The organism is Sphingomonas sp. BL-S-28 (genome assembly GCF_055521515.1).
This window is the reverse complement of record NZ_CM145484.1, coordinates 2,603,894-2,619,042: the sequence shown is the minus strand read 5'-3', so window position 1 is coordinate 2,619,042 and position 15,149 is coordinate 2,603,894. Positions and strand designations below refer to the sequence as shown.

Below are 15,149 nucleotides of genomic sequence, written 5' to 3'. Positions count from 1 at the left end.
TTCTCTATGTCAGAAGCTGACGCCCAGCGTGCCGCGCACGGTACGCGGCGCGCCGTAATAGGCCTGATCCCACTGGAGGCTGGTCCAGTACTTCACGTTGGTCAGGTTATCGAGATTGACCGCGAGCGAGACGTTCTTGGTCACCTGATAGCGGGCCATCAAGTCGAAGATCACATACTCGGACTGCGCGATGTAGTCGTTGTGGATCTTGCTCTGATAGCGGGCGGAGGCGCCCAGACGCAGATCGTTGAAGAACTGCGGGGTGTAGCTGGCATTCAGACGTACCGTATGGCGCGGGATGAAGGCGCGTGCGTTGTTGCCTGCGTCATCCTCGATATCGGTCCAGGCATAGCCGCCCGAAAGCTGCATCCCGGCGAACACTTCGCCGGAGACGTCCACCTCGACGCCGTGCGACTTGGCATCGACGGCTTCGTAGATCGTCTGGAGAATGTCGGGATCGAAGCCGATCGATTGGGCGACATTGTCCTGCTGCGTCTTGAACACGGCGACGGCGGCGGTCAGCTTGCCGCCGTTCCATTCACCCTTGATGCCCGCCTCGTACGTCTTGCCCTCCAGCGGCGCGATGTTCGAATGATCGGCCGTCAGGTAGACCTGCGGGCTGAAGATCGTCGCATAGCTGGCATAGGCGGTGAGGTTGTGGGTGAGGTCGAAAGTCAGGCCGGCGAAGGGCAGGAACTTCGTCTTGTCGAAATCGAACGGCGCGTCATAGCTGCTGCCGCTGCGCTTCGCATTGGTGACGTTGGCGCCCAGCATCAGCTTCAGCGGATCGACCAGTGACAGGCGGACAAGGCCGTAGGCGCTGGCGATTTTGGTCGTGTAATCGGCCGTGACGCTGTAGTCGCCCCAGTTCGGATAGGGGAAGCTGCCTTCGAAGGCGGTGTTGCCGGGCAGCGGGGTGCCGATCGCGTCGGCATCGACCGATTCCTGCTCCACCAGTCTCGACTGGCCGTAGTTCACGCCCAGAACCACGTCATGCTCACGCCCGGCGACATTGATCTTGCCGGTGATGTTGGCATCGACCGTCGTCTCGCGCAGCTTGTCGAGATAGGCGCCGGGATAGGCGACCAGCGAATCCGCACCGTAATAGACGTAGAACAGCTTGGAATCCTGATTGCGCGCGCGGCGCAGCACGGAAACCTTGCCGACCCAGCCATTGCCGAAATCGTGGGTCACGTCGCCGAACAGGTTGCGGTCCAGCGAGTACCAGGTCGACCAGGGCTGCGCCGAATTGGTCGAGCGCGGATAAGTCGCGGGCGTTCCGTCCAGATTGGTGAAGGGCAGGGCGCCCCAGCTGACGCCGCGCGGATCGCTTTCCTGCCAGGAATAGCCCACCGTGGCGACGGTGTTCGGGCCGAGATCGGCGGCGGCGACGCCGTAAAGCGTCAGGCGCGAGGTGTGGTAGTAATCGAGGTAGGAATCGCCGTCCTGATAGGACGCGACGAAGCGCGTGCGGATGGACCCATCCTCGTTCAGCGGGGTGTTGACGTCCACGTCGCCCCGGATCTCGTTGTAGGAACCGTAGCTGAGGCTGGCAGTGCCGCCCAGATCCTTGGTCGGGCGCTTGCGCACGAAGTTGATCGCGGCGGAGGGGTTGCCGGTCTGTGAGAGCAGGCCGGTGGCGCCGCGCACGATGTCCACGCGCTCGAAGATCGAGGTATCGATCTGGCCGTTCTGGAGGCCGTAGCTGAGCGGCTGGCCGATCCCGTCGAACTGGAAGTTGACGATGTCGAACCCGCGCGCGTTGTAATAGGTGCGGTCGGTCTCGGCGCTGTCCACGTTCACGCCGGTGGCGCGACGGAGCAGGCTGTCTACGGTGTTGAGGCCGAAATCATCGATCTGGGCACGGGTGATCACGCTCACCGCCTGCGGGGTTTCGCGCAGCGAGATGTTGAGGCGCGTCGTGCTGTTCTGCGTGTCCACGCCGTAGTCCGTTGCCGTGCCGGTCACCAGAATCTCTCGGTCGCGGGCGTTTTCGTCCGCTTCATCGGCCCATGCGGCTGGCGCAAAGGCGATGGCCGCGGCTGCCATCAGGGGCGCCGCCATTGCAATCCGCGATGTTGCGGCGCGAAAAACCTTGCGATGATGACGGCTTGCCGACCGGGCCCCCTGCGCGACCCCCTGCTTGATGGGCACTTAAAATCTCCTTCGATAATGCGACTGACTTGCAATAGCGGCGTGCATAGAGGCACATTGCTGCATGTCAACGCCAAGGGGCTTTCAGCGCGCAGGCGTGGTTTCACCGCCACAGGTGGTGGAAGGCCGTCGATTAATGTGGAGATGGCGCGCAAGCCGACACCGGGCAGGAGGCATGGCTCCCCGAGTAGGATTCGAACCTACGGCCATTCGATTAACAGTCGAATGCTCTACCGCTGAGCTATCGGGGAACAGCCTGACGGTGTTTCCACCGTGGGCGGAAGAGTTGCTTCCGATGCCTGGGCACCGCTTCGAACCCTTCAGAAAGAAGTGGCTCCCCGAGTAGGATTCGAACCTACGGCCATTCGATTAACAGTCGAATGCTCTACCGCTGAGCTATCGGGGACCGGCCTATCAGTGTCTCCACCGGCGGGCAGGGGTGCGCCTATAACAGTGCCATCGGGATTGGCAACCCTGATCACGACCAAAATGCTGCGAAAATTTTTCCACAGCCTGCGATTTTATACGCAAGCGCCCGGGAATTCGCCGTTTTGCGTGGGGTTTCAGACCTGGAACTGTTCGGCGAAAATGCGTTCCTCCAGCGTGAAACCGGGGTCGAACAGAAGGGTCAGTTCCTTTTCATAAGTGGCACGGATTCGCACCGACTTCACATCGCGGACTTCCTTCTGGTCGGCCACGGCGGCGACGGGGCGCTTTTCGGATTCGCGGACGTGGAATTCCACTTCGGCGCTTTCGGGCAGGATAGCGCCTTTCCAGCGGCGGGGACGGAAGGGGCTGAGCGGCGTTAGCGCCAGCATCGGCGCGCCCAGCGGCAGGATCGGGCCGTCGGCGGAAAGGTTATAGGCGGTGGAGCCCACCGGCGTTGCCACCAGCACGCCGTCGCCCACCAGTTCCTCCATCCGAACGCGGCCGTTGATGCGCACTTCCAGCTTGGCGGTCTGGCGCGTTTCGCGAAGCAGGGAGACTTCGTTGATCGCGTAGTATTTGTACTCGCGCCCGTCGTTGCTGACTGCGTACATGCGCAGCGGCGTCACCGGCACGCGGTGGGCCTCCATCACCCGGTGGATGATCGGGATGTGATCGTGCGGGCCGTTCATCAGGAAGCCCACGGTGCCCAGGTTCATGCCGTAAACCGGCTTGATACTGTCGCGATCCAGCATTTCGTGCAGGACGTGCAGCAGAAAGCCGTCGCCGCCCATGACGACCAGCACGTCCGCTTCTTCTGGGCTGACCCACTTGTGGGCATCGCGCAGGGCCTCCGCGCCTTCCTGCGCCTTCGCGCTGTCAGAGACGATTAGGGCCAGCCGGGGTTCTTCAGTCATTTTCATATTCCTCAAAGGCGCGGCGATTGCGCCTCCGTCATCCTTCCGGCGGACCTTTCGAATTTTGAAGGCTTTGGCAAGGGCGTTGCGCTAAGGAGGCGGCCATGGGCTCAAGAAGGGATGGGGCGCCACAGGGCAAGGCCCGGGCGCTTGAAGACAGGTTGACCGGGATTCCCGGACTGGATGCCGTGCGAGAGCGCGTTGCGGGATGGCGTCTGGGCGACGAATCGGGCTCGGCACACATCCACGCGATGCTGCTGGGCCTGCGCCGGCTCGACGCGATCAATATGGCCTATGGCGCCGACGCAGGTGACGGCGCGCTTGCCGAAGTCGCCAGCCGCATCGCGCATTTTGCCGGTGAGGAACTGGACGGGTACTGGCTGCTGGCGCGTGCCGGTGGCGGCTCCTTCATGTTGGTCGCCAACGAGGCGTGCAGCCGCGAACGCTGGCAACTGATCGCCGATCAGCTTGCCGAGGCGGTCTCGCGCCCGGTCACCGTGCCTTCGGGCGTCCTTCGCCTGTCGCCGCGCATCGCGCTGGTGCGAACTCTGGCTGATGAAAGCGTGGATTCTATGTTGGATCGCCTAAGTCACGCGCTGGATTCGCTGCGCGATCAGCAGGGAACGATGCTGGCCTGGGCCGATGGAGAGGCCAGCCCGCCCGGTCATTCCGCCGCGCAACTGGAAGCGGACCTGCTAGGCGCGATCGATCGCGACGAGATCGAGATTCTGTTCCAGCCCCAGTTCAGCCTTGCCGACGACCGGCTGACCGGGGCCGAGGCGCTGGCGCGCTGGAAGCATCCGCAACTGGGCCGAATCGGCGCCGGCGCGCTTTTCGCGATTGCCGAGAGGGCGGACCACATGGCTCCGCTTTCCCGCCATATCGCCACCAAGGCGCTTTCGGCGGCGGGAAGCTGGCCGAAGAACCTGCGCCTTTCGATCAATGTCACCCCGGCGGACCTCGCCTTCGGGAACTATACGCGCCAGATGCTCGATCTGGTGCGGGCCAGCGGTTTCGCGCCGCGCCGGCTGACGCTTGAAGTGACCGAGCAGGCCCTGATCGGCGATATTACCCAGGCCGCGCAGATCATGGCGGAGTTCTCCGCGCAGGGGATCCGCATCGCGCTGGACGATTTCGGCGCGGGGTTCTGCAACTTCCGCTACCTCAAGGTCCTGCCGATCCATTACCTCAAGCTCGATCGTTCGATGATCGACGGCATCACGAGCGACAAGCGCGACGTGGCCGTGCTGCGCGCCATCGTCGCCATGGCCAAAGCGCTGGACCTTGAGGTGATTGCGGAAGGCATCGAGGAAGAAGCCCAGCGCAAGGTCGCCGCGCGAGAGGGCTGCACGTATTATCAGGGCTTCCTGCGCGCGCAGCCGATGAGCGTGGCAATGTTCGCCAAGCTGGCGCGCTCCTCGGGATAAAGTCAGCCCTTCCGCGCCACCGCCGCGAGGCCCTTGGTCAGTTGCAGCAGGCCGTTGAGGCGGCTCTTGGGGTCGCCCCAGGCGCGTTGCAGAACCAGCTTGTTGTCCGGCCGCAGCTTGACCGCGCCCTGAAGCCGCTCGGCGTAGGCGATCAAGCCCACCGGGTTGGGGAAGCTATCGTTGTGGAAGCTGACCAGCGTGCCGCGCGGCCCCACGTCGATCTTGGCGATATGCGCCTCGATCGCCTGCCGCTTGATCTGGATAAGCTGGACCAGGTTCGCCGTGGCCTGCGGCAGTGGCCCGAAACGGTCAATCATTTCGGCCGAGAGCGATTCGATCTCGTCCTTGCTGTCGGCATCGTTGAGGCGGCGATAGAGCGCCATGCGGACGGCCAGATCGGGAACGTAGTCCTCCGGGATCATGATCGGCGCTTCCACCGTGATCTGAGGAGACAGGCCCGAGGTGTCCTTCTCCAGCCCGACGCCGCCTGCACGGGCTTCGAGAATCGCGTCTTCCAGCATCGACTGGTAGAGTTCGAAACCTACCTCGCGGATATGGCCCGACTGCTCATCGCCCAGCAGGTTGCCGGCGCCGCGAATGTCGAGGTCGTGGCTGGCAAGCTGGAAGCCCGCACCGAGCGAATCGAGGTCGCTCAAGACCTTAAGGCGCTTTTCGGCCACCTCAGACAGAGCCCGGCCCGCAGGCGTGGTCAGATAGGCATAGGCGCGCAGCTTGGATCGGCCCACGCGCCCGCGCAGCTGATAGAGCTGGGCAAGGCCGAAACGGTCGGCGCGGTGGATGATGATCGTGTTGGCGCGCGGAATGTCGATGCCGCTCTCGACGATCGTGGTCGAGAGCAGCACCTCGTACTTGCCCTCATAGAAGGCGCTCATGCGCTCTTCCACTTCGCCGGCGCTCATCTGGCCGTGGGCGGAGATGACCTTCACTTCGGGCACGCTCTTGGCCAGCCATTCCTCGACTTCGGCCATGTCGGTAATGCGCGGCACGACGATGAAGCTCTGGCCGCCGCGATGATGTTCGCGCAGCAGAGCCTCACGCATCACCATCTCGTCCCATTCCATCACGTAAGTGCGCACCGCGAGGCGGTCTACCGGCGGAGTCTGGATGGTAGAAAGTTCGCGCAGGCCCGACATCGCCATCTGCAGCGTGCGCGGGATCGGCGTGGCGGTGAGCGTCAGCACGTGCACGTCGGTGCGCAACTGCTTCAGGCGCTCCTTGTGATTGACGCCGAAACGCTGTTCCTCGTCGACGATGACGAGGCCGAGGCGCTTGAAATTGACCGTTTTCGAAAGAATCGCGTGGGTGCCGCAGACCACGTCCATGGTGCCTGCGGTCAGGCCCTCGCGCGTCGCCTTGGCTTCCTTTTCGGGCACAAGGCGCGAAAGGCGGCCCACTTCCAGAGGAAACCCGTTGAAGCGCTCGGCAAAACTCGAATAGTGCTGGCGCGCGAGCAGGGTGGTCGGCGCGACGACGGCGACCTGCTGGCCCGCCATCGCGGCGACGAAGGCGGCACGCAGGGCGACTTCGGTCTTGCCGAAGCCGACATCGCCGCAGACGAGGCGGTCCATCGGCTTACCCTCGGCCAGATCGCCGAGCACGTCGTCGATGGCGTGTTCCTGATCCTCGGTTTCCTGCCAGGGGAAACGGTCCACGAACTGGTCGTAGCTCGATTTTTCAGGCAGCAGTGCGGGCGCGACGCGCAGGGCGCGCGCGGCGGCGGTCTTCATCAGTTCGCCCGCGATCTCGCGGATGCGTTCCTTCAGCTTGGCGCGGCGCTTCTGCCATGCTTCGCCGCCCAGCTTGTCGAGCGCGACGCCTTCCGCCTCGCTGCCGTAGCGCGAGAGCACGTCGAGGTTTTCGACCGGGATGTAGAGCTTGTCGCCGCCTGCATAGGTCAGCATCACGCAGTCGTGCGGGCTCTTGCCGACCGGGATCGACTGCAGGCCTTCGTAGCGACCGATGCCGTGGTCCATGTGGACGATCAGGTCGCCGGGCGTCAGTGCCGCCAGTTCGGCGAGGAAGGCGTCCGAATCCTTCTTCTTTTTCTTCCGGCGGACAAGGCGGTCGCCCAGAATGTCCTGCTCGGTGACGACTTCGACCGAATCGTTGGAGAAGCCGGTCTCCAGCGGCAGCACCAGCGCGGCAGAGCGGCCCTGCACGGCAAGGCCGAGCGCTTCCTGCCAGGTTTCGGCCAACTTGGGTGCCAGCCCCTGCGCCTCGCCCAGAATCGAGACGAGGCGGGCGCGGCTGCCAGTCGAATAAGCGGCGAGGATCGCCTTGCGGCCGGTCTTGGCGACGGCATGGAGGTGCTTGGCGGCAGCCTCGTAGGCATTGTCGCCGCGCGCACGCTCGGGCGTGAAGTCGCGGGCATTGCCGAAGCCGAAATCGATGACCGTCTTGGTTTCCGGCTGCGCGAAGGGATCGGCGCGGTGGACCGGGAAGGCGGCAACGGCCTGTTCGAACTCCTCGCGGCCCAGATAGAGCGCATCGGTCGCCAGCGGGCGGTACGATCCCGCCTTCTGGCCGGAGGTTTCGAGGCGGGCCTTGTGATAGTCCGCGATGTCGGTGAAGCGCTCGTCCGCGGCGCCCAGTGCGGGGCTGTCGATCACCAGCAGGTCGTCGTCCGAAAGGTGATCGAACAGCGTGACCAGACGGTCTTCGAACAGCGGCAGCCAGTGTTCCATGCCGGCAAGCCGGCGGCCGTCGCTGACGGCCTGATAGAGCGGGTCCGCAGTGGCATTGGCGCCGAACATCTCGCGATAGCGGCTGCGGAAGCGCTTGACGCTGTCCTCGTCCACCAGCGCTTCGCTGGCGGGCAGCAGCAGGTGATCGGGGACGGTGCCGGTGGAGCGCTGGGTGCCGGTATCGAACAGGCGCAGCGTTTCCAGCTCGTCGCCAAAGAAATCGAGGCGCAGGCCGCCTTCCAGACCGGAGGGCACGATATCGAAGATCGAGCCACGCACGGCGAACTCGCCCGCGTCGATGGCGGTGTCGCTGCGCTGGTAGCCCTGACGGCGCAGCAGCGCGATCAGGCTTTCGTGGCCGATTTCCGCGCCGGGCTTGAGCAAGCGCACCGATTCGCGAATGCGGAACGGCGTCAGCACGCGCTGGAGCACGGCATTGGCGGTGGTGACCAGAAGCTGCGGCCCGGTGCGCTTCAGCTGGAGCCGGTGCAGCGCGGCCAGACGACGCGCGCTGACCGAAAGGGCAGGGCTGGCGCGGTCGTAGGGAAGGCAATCCCACGCGGGGAATTCGATGACGTCCAGTTCCGGCGCAAAGAACTGCGCGGCCTCGGCAACGGCGCGCATGGCGCTTTCGTTGTCGGCGATGAACACCGCCCGGCCTTTCGCGGCCCGGGCAAGGTCCGCCATGACCAGCGGCTGGGCACCGCGCGTTACCGAAGCGAGGGTAAGGGGCGATGTCGCCGAGAGAATGCGTTGGAAATCGGTCATGCGTGTCGTGCGGGGCCTTCGACAAGCTCAGGCTGAGCGGGTTTGAAAGATGGGCTCATCCGCCGCTCCTGCTGAGTTCCCGGCTTGTCGATGCGGCGAAGCATCAGCGCGGGATATCGACGTAATCGAGCTTCATCATACGGTCCATCAAGGGGCCGCGATATTCCTCGGGAATGCTTTGGGTGCCCAGCGCCCATGCCATGATGTCGACATCCTCTTCCTCGATCATCGTTTCGAAGAGGGTGATCTCGGCTTCGGTCCATTCGGCGTGGAATTTGTCGAAGTAGCAGCCGATCATGTAGTCGGCCTCGCGCGTGCCGCGATGCCAGGCGCGGAACTTGAGGCGGGCGAGCCGGCCCTGCCTCTCGGGGGTGAGTTCGGTCATGACCGCGCCGTTACGATACGGCGCGGTCATGAGCAAGTTTTGGGTATTAGCGCTGGATCACCTTGATGATCTCGCTGACCGGGCGGCCTGTCATCGTCTTGGGCACTTCGGCGCGCAGCGACGCTTTCAGTTCCTTGTGATAATGCCGCCGCATCTCGCCCAGCGAACGCGGGTCGGCGACGATGACCAGTTCCGCGATTTCGCCTTCCAGAACCTGCTGGTTGAGCCATCCGGCCACGGCGGCGGCATGGGCGCTTTCGTCCAGCGAATCGTTGCTGCCATCGCCGGTGCGGGCCTGATGACGCTTGGGCGCATCATTGCGGCGGGCACCGGCGCTGAAATTGGTGGCCTCCAGCGCGGGAGGATCGATCGCGGTGAGCTTGGGGACGGCTTCCGCGCCCGAATTGCGGTAGAGTTCGAAATTCTCGCCATCGACGATCGCGAAAACGGTTCCGTGCGGTAGAAGCATGGAAGTCTCTCCTTTGCTGGTGGGTTCACTTTCGCCAACGAGGCTGTCCGCAAATCCGTTCCCCAATGGTCTGGCGAAACGCGCCATAGTCACGCTAAGAGGCTGACCATGCGGCCCGAAGCGTTGAATTGCCTGTTTGTAGAAACCGATTCCCTCGACGGCGTGGGCCCCAAGCTCAAGCGTCCGTTGGAAAAGCTTGGCCTCACCCGCATCCGCGATCTTGCCTATCACTTGCCCGACCGTTTCGTGGAACGGCGCGCGGTGACCAATCTGGATGAGGCGAGCGTGGGCGAGAACGTGATCGTCCAGCTCACCGTGCGTGAGCACCGCTCGCCGTCCGGCCGGGGCCCGTTCCGGGTCGTGGCCGAGGATTCGATCGGCAATATTTGCACGATCACTTATTTCGGCCGCGCATCCTATACCGCGAAGAAGCAATTGCCGGTGGGCGAGACGCGTTGGGTGGCAGGTCGGCTCGACCAGTATGGCCAGATGCTCCAGATGGTGCATCCGGAACATGTCTCCGAAGATAGCGCCGCGCCGGTGGGCCAACTTTGCGAGGCGGTCTATCCGCTGTCCGAAGGGCTGACGCAGGGGCGCGTGGCGGGACTGGTCCAGCAGGCGCTGAAAGTGCTGCCCGAACTGGCGGAGTGGATCGAGCCCGGCCTCTACGCAAAGATGAAGTGGCCCGTGTGGCGCGAGGCGGTGATCGAGGCGCATCGCGGCGCCAATGCCCCGGCGCGCGACCGATTGGCCTATGACGAACTGCTGGCCAACGCGCTGGCCCTGATGCTGGTGCGCGAGAGCAATCGCCGCCAGTCGGGCACGCCGCTCAAGGGCGACGGCTCGCTGCGGGCCAAACTGAAGCTGCCTTTCGCGCTGACCGGCGCGCAGAAGCGCTCCATCGACGAGATCGAGGGCGATGTGGCGCAGCAGGCGCCGATGCTGCGGTTGCTGCAGGGCGATGTGGGTGCGGGCAAAACGGTGGTGGCGCTCAATGCCATGCTGATCGCGGTGGAGGCGGGGGCGCAGGCGGCCTTGCTGGCGCCGACCGAAATCCTTGCCCGCCAGCACTACGAAACGCTGGCGCGGATGCTTCAGGGCACGGGCGTGCAAATCGCGCTGTTGACCGGGCGCGACAAGGGCAAGGCGCGGGAGGCGATTCTGATGGGGCTGATCGATGGCTCCATCAATATCGTCGTCGGCACGCATGCGATCTTTCAGGATACCGTGTCTTACCGCAATCTCGCGCTGGTGGTGATCGACGAGCAGCACCGCTTCGGCGTCGGCCAGCGGCTGATGCTGGCGCGCAAGGGGCGGCGGACGCCGCATACCTTGGCGATGACCGCCACGCCGATCCCGCGCACGCTGACTTTGGCGCAATATGGCGAGATGGAAGTTTCCAAGCTCGACGAACTGCCGCCGGGTCGCCAGGCGATCGATACGCGCGTCGTTTCGGTAGAGCGGATGGGCGATGTCGTCGGCGCGATCGCCCGGCATATCGAGACCGGACAGCAGGCCTATTGGGTCTGCCCGATGGTCAGCGAGAGCGAGAACGACGATCTGGCCGCGGCAGAAGCGCGCTATGCGACGTTGAAGGAGCGGTTCGGCGATACCGTGGTGCTCGTTCACGGGCAGTTGAAGCCTGAGGCGAAGGATGCCGGCATGGAACGCTTCGCCAGCGGTGAGGCTTCGGTACTGGTGGCGACCACGGTGATCGAGGTCGGTGTGGACGTGCCGAATGCCACGCTGATGGTGATCGAGCAGGCAGAGCGCTTCGGCCTCGCCCAGCTTCACCAGCTGCGCGGACGCGTGGGGCGCGGCAGCGAGAAATCGACCTGCCTGCTGCTGCGCGGCCAGCAATTGAGCGAAACCGCCCGCCAGCGCCTTGCCCTGATGCGCGAGACGCAGGATGGTTTCCGGCTGGCGGAAGAGGATCTGCAACTGCGCGGCGGCGGCGAATTGCTGGGCACGCGGCAGTCCGGCGATACGCCGTTCCGCATTGCCAGCCTTGAGCAGATCACCAAGCTGTTGCCGCTCGCCCATGATGACGCGCGGTTGCTGATCGAGCGCGACGGTGGCCTCACCGGCCCGCGCGGCGAGGCGGCGCGGTTGCTGCTTTATCTGTTCGAGCGGGATTGGGGCGTACAGCTTCTGCGCGGCGGATAGGCGGGGACCAGAAAGCCGGGCCTCAGAAAGCGGGGGACGCTGCAATTGACTTGGCCGCGTCGCCCTGTGATGGCCTGAGCCATGCCCCAGAAACCGGATATCCAGCTCGCCATTTTTGCCCAGGCAGTCGACGCGGTCGGCGGACAGCGCGTGATGGCGCGCTACATGGGCGTTTCCGAGAAGGAAGTGCGCGATTTCCTGGCCGGCGATGTTCCGCTGGACCGCAATGCGCTGCGCTCCGCCTCGCAGGGGCTCATCAAGCAGGCCGACATGTGCCGCCGGCTTGAACGCAAGCTGTCGCCCGCCTTTGTCGAGAACATGACCGAGAAGCAGTTGGAAGGGCTGACGCTGCCTGACGGCCGCCCGGAAAACCACAAGCCGGGCTGATCTCGCTCAGGCAGCTTTATCGGCAGGCGGAGGTTCGGGTGGAACCTTCGCCTTTTTTCTTGCGCGTGCGATAGGCAACAAAAAACCCGGCGTTTCCGCCGGGTTTTTCTGCTCACCCGAAGGTGAAAATGGTCGGGGAAAGAGGATTCGAACCTCCGGCCCCTGCCTCCCGAAGACAGTGCTCTACCAGGCTGAGCTATTCCCCGACCGGTGGGCGTTCCGAAGACCGCCCTGGGCAGGAGCGCGCCTATATAGGGCGACTCTCAGGGTGGCAAGGGGCCAAAATCGCTTTTCATGCGACGCGGCGATTTCCTCCTGTGGACAAGTCGCCGCTTTTTTCGGGCATCCCTCCGGAAACGCGGAAATGCGCCACTATCCGGGCCATCGTCTGCGCTTCTTCGGAAAGATGACGGGCTGCGGCGGTGCCTTCTTCGACCATTGCGGCGTTGTGTTGGGTCGCGGAATCGAGGTTTCCGACCCTTTCGCTGATTCGTCCGATCTCGTTTGCCTGCTCCTCGCAGACCTGCACGATGCGGGCGACGGCGCCGTCGATTTCGGAAATGTCGGTGACGATCGTTTCCAGCGTTTCGCCCGAACGACCGACCAGCGTCACGCCCTGAGAGACCTGGCGCGATGATGTGTCGATCAGTGCCTTGATGCGGTTGGCGGCGTCGCCGGAGCGTTGGGCCAGTGCGCGCACTTGCGATGCGACGACGGCGAATCCCTTGCCGGCTTCCCCGGCGCGCCCGGCCTCGATCGCGGCATTGAGGGCCAGCAGGTTGGTCTGGAAGGCGATCCCGTCGATCAGGGCGACGATCTGCGCGATTTCGTGTGCGGACTGTTCGATCTCGCCCATGGCGGAAATGGCGCTGTCCACCACGGTGCTGCCCGCCTGCGCGTCGTCGCGCGCACGGGCCGCGTTATCTTGCAGGGTGCGGGCACTGGTGGCGTTTTCCTGAACGGTAAGGTTGAGCTGGCGCAGGGTGCTGGCGATGTCTTCCAGCGTGGAGGCCTGCTGCTCGGTGCGCTGGGCCAGATCGTCGGTGGCGATGCTGATTTCGCGCGAGCCGGTCTCGATCTGGCGGGCCGCTTCGCTGACGCTTTGGACGATGCCGTCCAGATCGTTCGCGGCGGCGTTGAAGAACCGGCGCAGGTCTTCATAGCTTTCAGGAAATTCGCGCGCGAGCCGCAGCGAGAGGTCTCCGCTGGCCAACGAGCGCAGGCCGTCGCCGATCTGTTCGATCACCACGCGCTGTTCGTCGGCAGCGCGGGCGCGTTCGCGTGCGGCGGCTTCCTGTACGCGTTCGCGCTCGGCATGCGCGGCGGCCTGTTCGAGGATCAGTTTTTCGAGCCGGGCGGCGATCATGACCAGTACCGCTGTCTCAAGCACGACGACCACGGCGTGGAGAATCACGCGGCCCAGTTCGCCGCCGTTGGGGAACACCAGCGTCGGCGCGACGAAGTTGGTCAGAAGGTGGTGGACGGCGGTGATCGCGGCGGCGACAAGGATGGGGCGCCAGTCCGCCAGAATCGCCAGCATGGCGATCGCGGCGAAGAAGATCATGTGCAGGTCGAGCATCCATTCGCGGCCCGACCACTGCCAGAGCAGGATGGCCGGATAGAGCGGTAGCGTGATGCCCAGCACCATGCGGGCCTGCGCGCCGTTGCTGCCGCTCAGGACCAGCAGGCTGGGAACGATCGTGATCAGCACGGCGGCGATGACGGGGGCAATGCCGGGAGCCATGCCGGTCTGGGCGAAAGGCAGGCCGCCCAGCGTGACGAGCACGCTGAGCCAGCAGACGATCAGGAGCCCGCGGGCTCCCTTGCTTCGCAAGTCTTCGAGTTGGTTCATGATTGCGTTGCCGGGGTGTGAGTGGGGGGAGCGCCGCAAACCGATTCCGGTACGGCGAAGAGAAGGGCGCCATGGCGCAGGGCGGACAGCGTCGCGGCGGGCGAGGGTACGCGCACGAAAGCCGCGCCCGCGTAAGGGCCGGTGGCCAGAAATCCCGCATGTTCCGCGCGCGCCCAGGTGAGCGTTTCGCCGGCGCTGCCGTGGAGCGGCATATAGAGTGCCGCTCCGCCGCGTGCAGGGGTGAGCGCAAAGGCCATCACGGCAAGCGCGATCAGGCCCTGAAGGGCCAGTGCGCCGCGTAAGCCTGTCTTGCGTTCGGGGGCGGGATCCATGCCCTTATTATAGATTGCCGCGTGGGCGGGCGGAGGGGATGACCATTACGTAAACCAGCACGGTTCGCAGGATGGACGGGAAGGCATCGATCGGGGAGGGACGCGCTCGCGCTCTTCCCCTTCGCGGCTTGCAGGGTTAGGTCTGGTGCATGACCGAAAGCCTGCTCGAAGCCGCCGTTCCCGCATCCTCCGGCCAGGAGCGCCATTGGGAATGGCAATACCTCGACCTGATGCGGCGCATCTGGGAGCATGGTGACGAACGGGTGGACCGCACCGGCGTCGGCACGCGCTCCGTCTTCGGCGCGACGATCCGGTTCGACCTCTCCGGCGGCTTGATGCCGCTGCTCACCACCAAGCGCGTCTACTGGAAGACCGCGAGCCGCGAGATGCTGTGGTTCCTGACTGGGGAGACCAATATCCGCCCGCTCTGTGCCCAAGGCGTCGAAATCTGGACCGACTGGCCGCTCGACCGCTATCGCAAGGCGACGGGCGAAGATATCGCCCGCGCCGATTTCTCCCGCCGGATCGTCGAGGATGAGGCCTTCGCGGCGGAATGGGGCGATCTCGGTCCGGTCTACGGCAAGCAGTGGGTCGACTGGCCGGTCTATGAGCCTACCGGCGACGGACTCTATAAGAAGCGTGAGCAGGGCGTGAATCAGGTCGCGCAAGTGATCGAGAGCCTGAAGAGCAATCCCGGCAGCCGCCGCCACATCATCGAAGGCTGGAACGTCGCCGAGCTGGACGCGATGGCGCTGCCGCCGTGCCACAAGACCTATCAGTTCCATGTCGCCGATGGCCGGCTGTCCTGCATCCTCTATCAACGCAGCTGCGATCTTGGCCTCGGCTTCGCGTTCAACATGTGGTCACTGGCGCTGCTGACGCGCATGTTCGCGCAGCAGTGCAACCTTGAGCCGGGTGAGGCCGTTTGGATGGGTGGTGATGTCCATCTCTATCTCAACCACGCAAGCCTCGTCGAAGAGCAGCTTTCGCGTCAGCCCTCCGGTGAGGCGCGGCTGGATATCGTGCGAAAGCCCGATTCGATCTTCGACTACCGGATCGAGGATTTCGCGGTTTCCGGCTACGCGCCGCAGGCCCATATCGCCGCGCCCGTCGCGGTGTGACGGCCCATCGGGGCGGCCAATCGACTCTGTATTGACATTA

Annotated in this window: 11 protein-coding genes and 3 tRNA genes; 4 read left to right on the top strand and 10 right to left on the bottom strand. The window is 64.6% G+C overall.

What is annotated here, in order from left to right; all coding sequences use genetic code 11:
- Positions 1 to 9 precede the first annotated feature (9 nt).
- The 4 genes from ACZ1JC_RS21115 to ACZ1JC_RS21100 form a co-directional block, all read right to left on the bottom strand.
- Entirely contained in the window at positions 10 to 2,049 is a 2,040-nt protein-coding gene (locus ACZ1JC_RS21115) for a TonB-dependent siderophore receptor (protein ID WP_465138301.1), read from the bottom strand.
- 281 nt (positions 2,050 to 2,330) lie between these two features.
- Positions 2,331 to 2,405: transfer RNA gene (locus ACZ1JC_RS21110), tRNA-Asn, on the bottom strand.
- Between the two features lie 80 nt (positions 2,406 to 2,485).
- Positions 2,486 to 2,560: transfer RNA gene (locus tag ACZ1JC_RS21105), tRNA-Asn, on the bottom strand.
- Between the two features lie 157 nt (positions 2,561 to 2,717).
- Positions 2,718 to 3,497 carry an NAD kinase gene (locus ACZ1JC_RS21100; RefSeq protein ID WP_465138302.1) on the bottom strand — a complete coding sequence of 260 codons (780 nt, stop codon included), beginning with the start codon at positions 3,495 to 3,497 and terminating at the stop codon, positions 2,718 to 2,720.
- A gap of 104 nt (positions 3,498 to 3,601) precedes the next feature.
- On the opposite strand from ACZ1JC_RS21100, the gene ACZ1JC_RS21095 reads away from it, so the two are divergent.
- The gene (locus ACZ1JC_RS21095) at positions 3,602 to 4,924 is read left to right on the top strand and encodes an EAL domain-containing protein (protein ID WP_465138303.1); all 1,323 of its coding nucleotides are present in this window, start codon (positions 3,602 to 3,604) and stop codon (positions 4,922 to 4,924) included.
- Between the two features lie 2 nt (positions 4,925 to 4,926).
- Here ACZ1JC_RS21095 and mfd read toward each other — a convergent pair whose 3' ends face one another.
- The 3 genes from mfd to ACZ1JC_RS21080 form a co-directional block, all read right to left on the bottom strand.
- On the bottom strand, positions 4,927 to 8,397 hold the full coding sequence (mfd, locus tag ACZ1JC_RS21090) for a transcription-repair coupling factor (RefSeq protein ID WP_465138304.1): 3,471 nt from the start codon (positions 8,395 to 8,397) through the stop codon (positions 4,927 to 4,929).
- A gap of 103 nt (positions 8,398 to 8,500) precedes the next feature.
- Positions 8,501 to 8,782 carry an FAD assembly factor SdhE gene (locus tag ACZ1JC_RS21085; protein WP_465138305.1) on the bottom strand — a complete coding sequence of 94 codons (282 nt, stop codon included), beginning with the start codon at positions 8,780 to 8,782 and terminating at the stop codon, positions 8,501 to 8,503.
- 46 nt (positions 8,783 to 8,828) lie between these two features.
- Positions 8,829 to 9,251 carry a baeRF12 domain-containing protein gene (locus ACZ1JC_RS21080; RefSeq protein ID WP_465138306.1) on the bottom strand — a complete coding sequence of 141 codons (423 nt, stop codon included), beginning with the start codon at positions 9,249 to 9,251 and terminating at the stop codon, positions 8,829 to 8,831.
- Positions 9,252 to 9,359: 108 nt separating this feature from the next.
- On the opposite strand from ACZ1JC_RS21080, the gene recG reads away from it, so the two are divergent.
- Positions 9,360 to 11,417 (top strand): ATP-dependent DNA helicase RecG, encoded by a 2,058-nt coding sequence (recG, locus tag ACZ1JC_RS21075; protein ID WP_465138307.1) that lies wholly within the window; start codon positions 9,360 to 9,362, stop codon positions 11,415 to 11,417.
- Between the two features lie 81 nt (positions 11,418 to 11,498).
- Positions 11,499 to 11,804 carry a helix-turn-helix domain-containing protein gene (locus tag ACZ1JC_RS21070; RefSeq protein ID WP_465138308.1) on the top strand — a complete coding sequence of 102 codons (306 nt, stop codon included), beginning with the start codon at positions 11,499 to 11,501 and terminating at the stop codon, positions 11,802 to 11,804.
- A gap of 129 nt (positions 11,805 to 11,933) precedes the next feature.
- On the opposite strand, the gene ACZ1JC_RS21065 is transcribed toward ACZ1JC_RS21070, so the two are convergent.
- The 3 genes from ACZ1JC_RS21065 to ACZ1JC_RS21055 all read right to left on the bottom strand — a co-directional run bounded on the left by ACZ1JC_RS21065 (position 11,934) and on the right by ACZ1JC_RS21055 (position 13,988).
- Positions 11,934 to 12,010: transfer RNA gene (locus tag ACZ1JC_RS21065), tRNA-Pro, on the bottom strand.
- An 86-nt stretch (positions 12,011 to 12,096) separates the two neighbouring features.
- Positions 12,097 to 13,656, bottom strand: a complete 1,560-nt coding sequence (locus ACZ1JC_RS21060; RefSeq protein ID WP_465138309.1) for a methyl-accepting chemotaxis protein — start codon at positions 13,654 to 13,656, stop codon at positions 12,097 to 12,099.
- Complete coding sequence (locus tag ACZ1JC_RS21055) at positions 13,653 to 13,988, bottom strand: hypothetical protein (protein ID WP_465138310.1); 336 nt, start codon at positions 13,986 to 13,988, stop codon at positions 13,653 to 13,655. The genes ACZ1JC_RS21060 and ACZ1JC_RS21055 overlap by 4 nt, the downstream gene beginning before the upstream one ends.
- Before the next feature lie 149 nt (positions 13,989 to 14,137).
- Between ACZ1JC_RS21055 and thyA the strand changes: the two genes are divergently transcribed.
- Complete coding sequence (gene thyA, locus ACZ1JC_RS21050; protein ID WP_465138311.1) at positions 14,138 to 15,109, top strand: thymidylate synthase; 972 nt, start codon at positions 14,138 to 14,140, stop codon at positions 15,107 to 15,109.
- Positions 15,110 to 15,149: the final 40 nt, after the last annotated feature.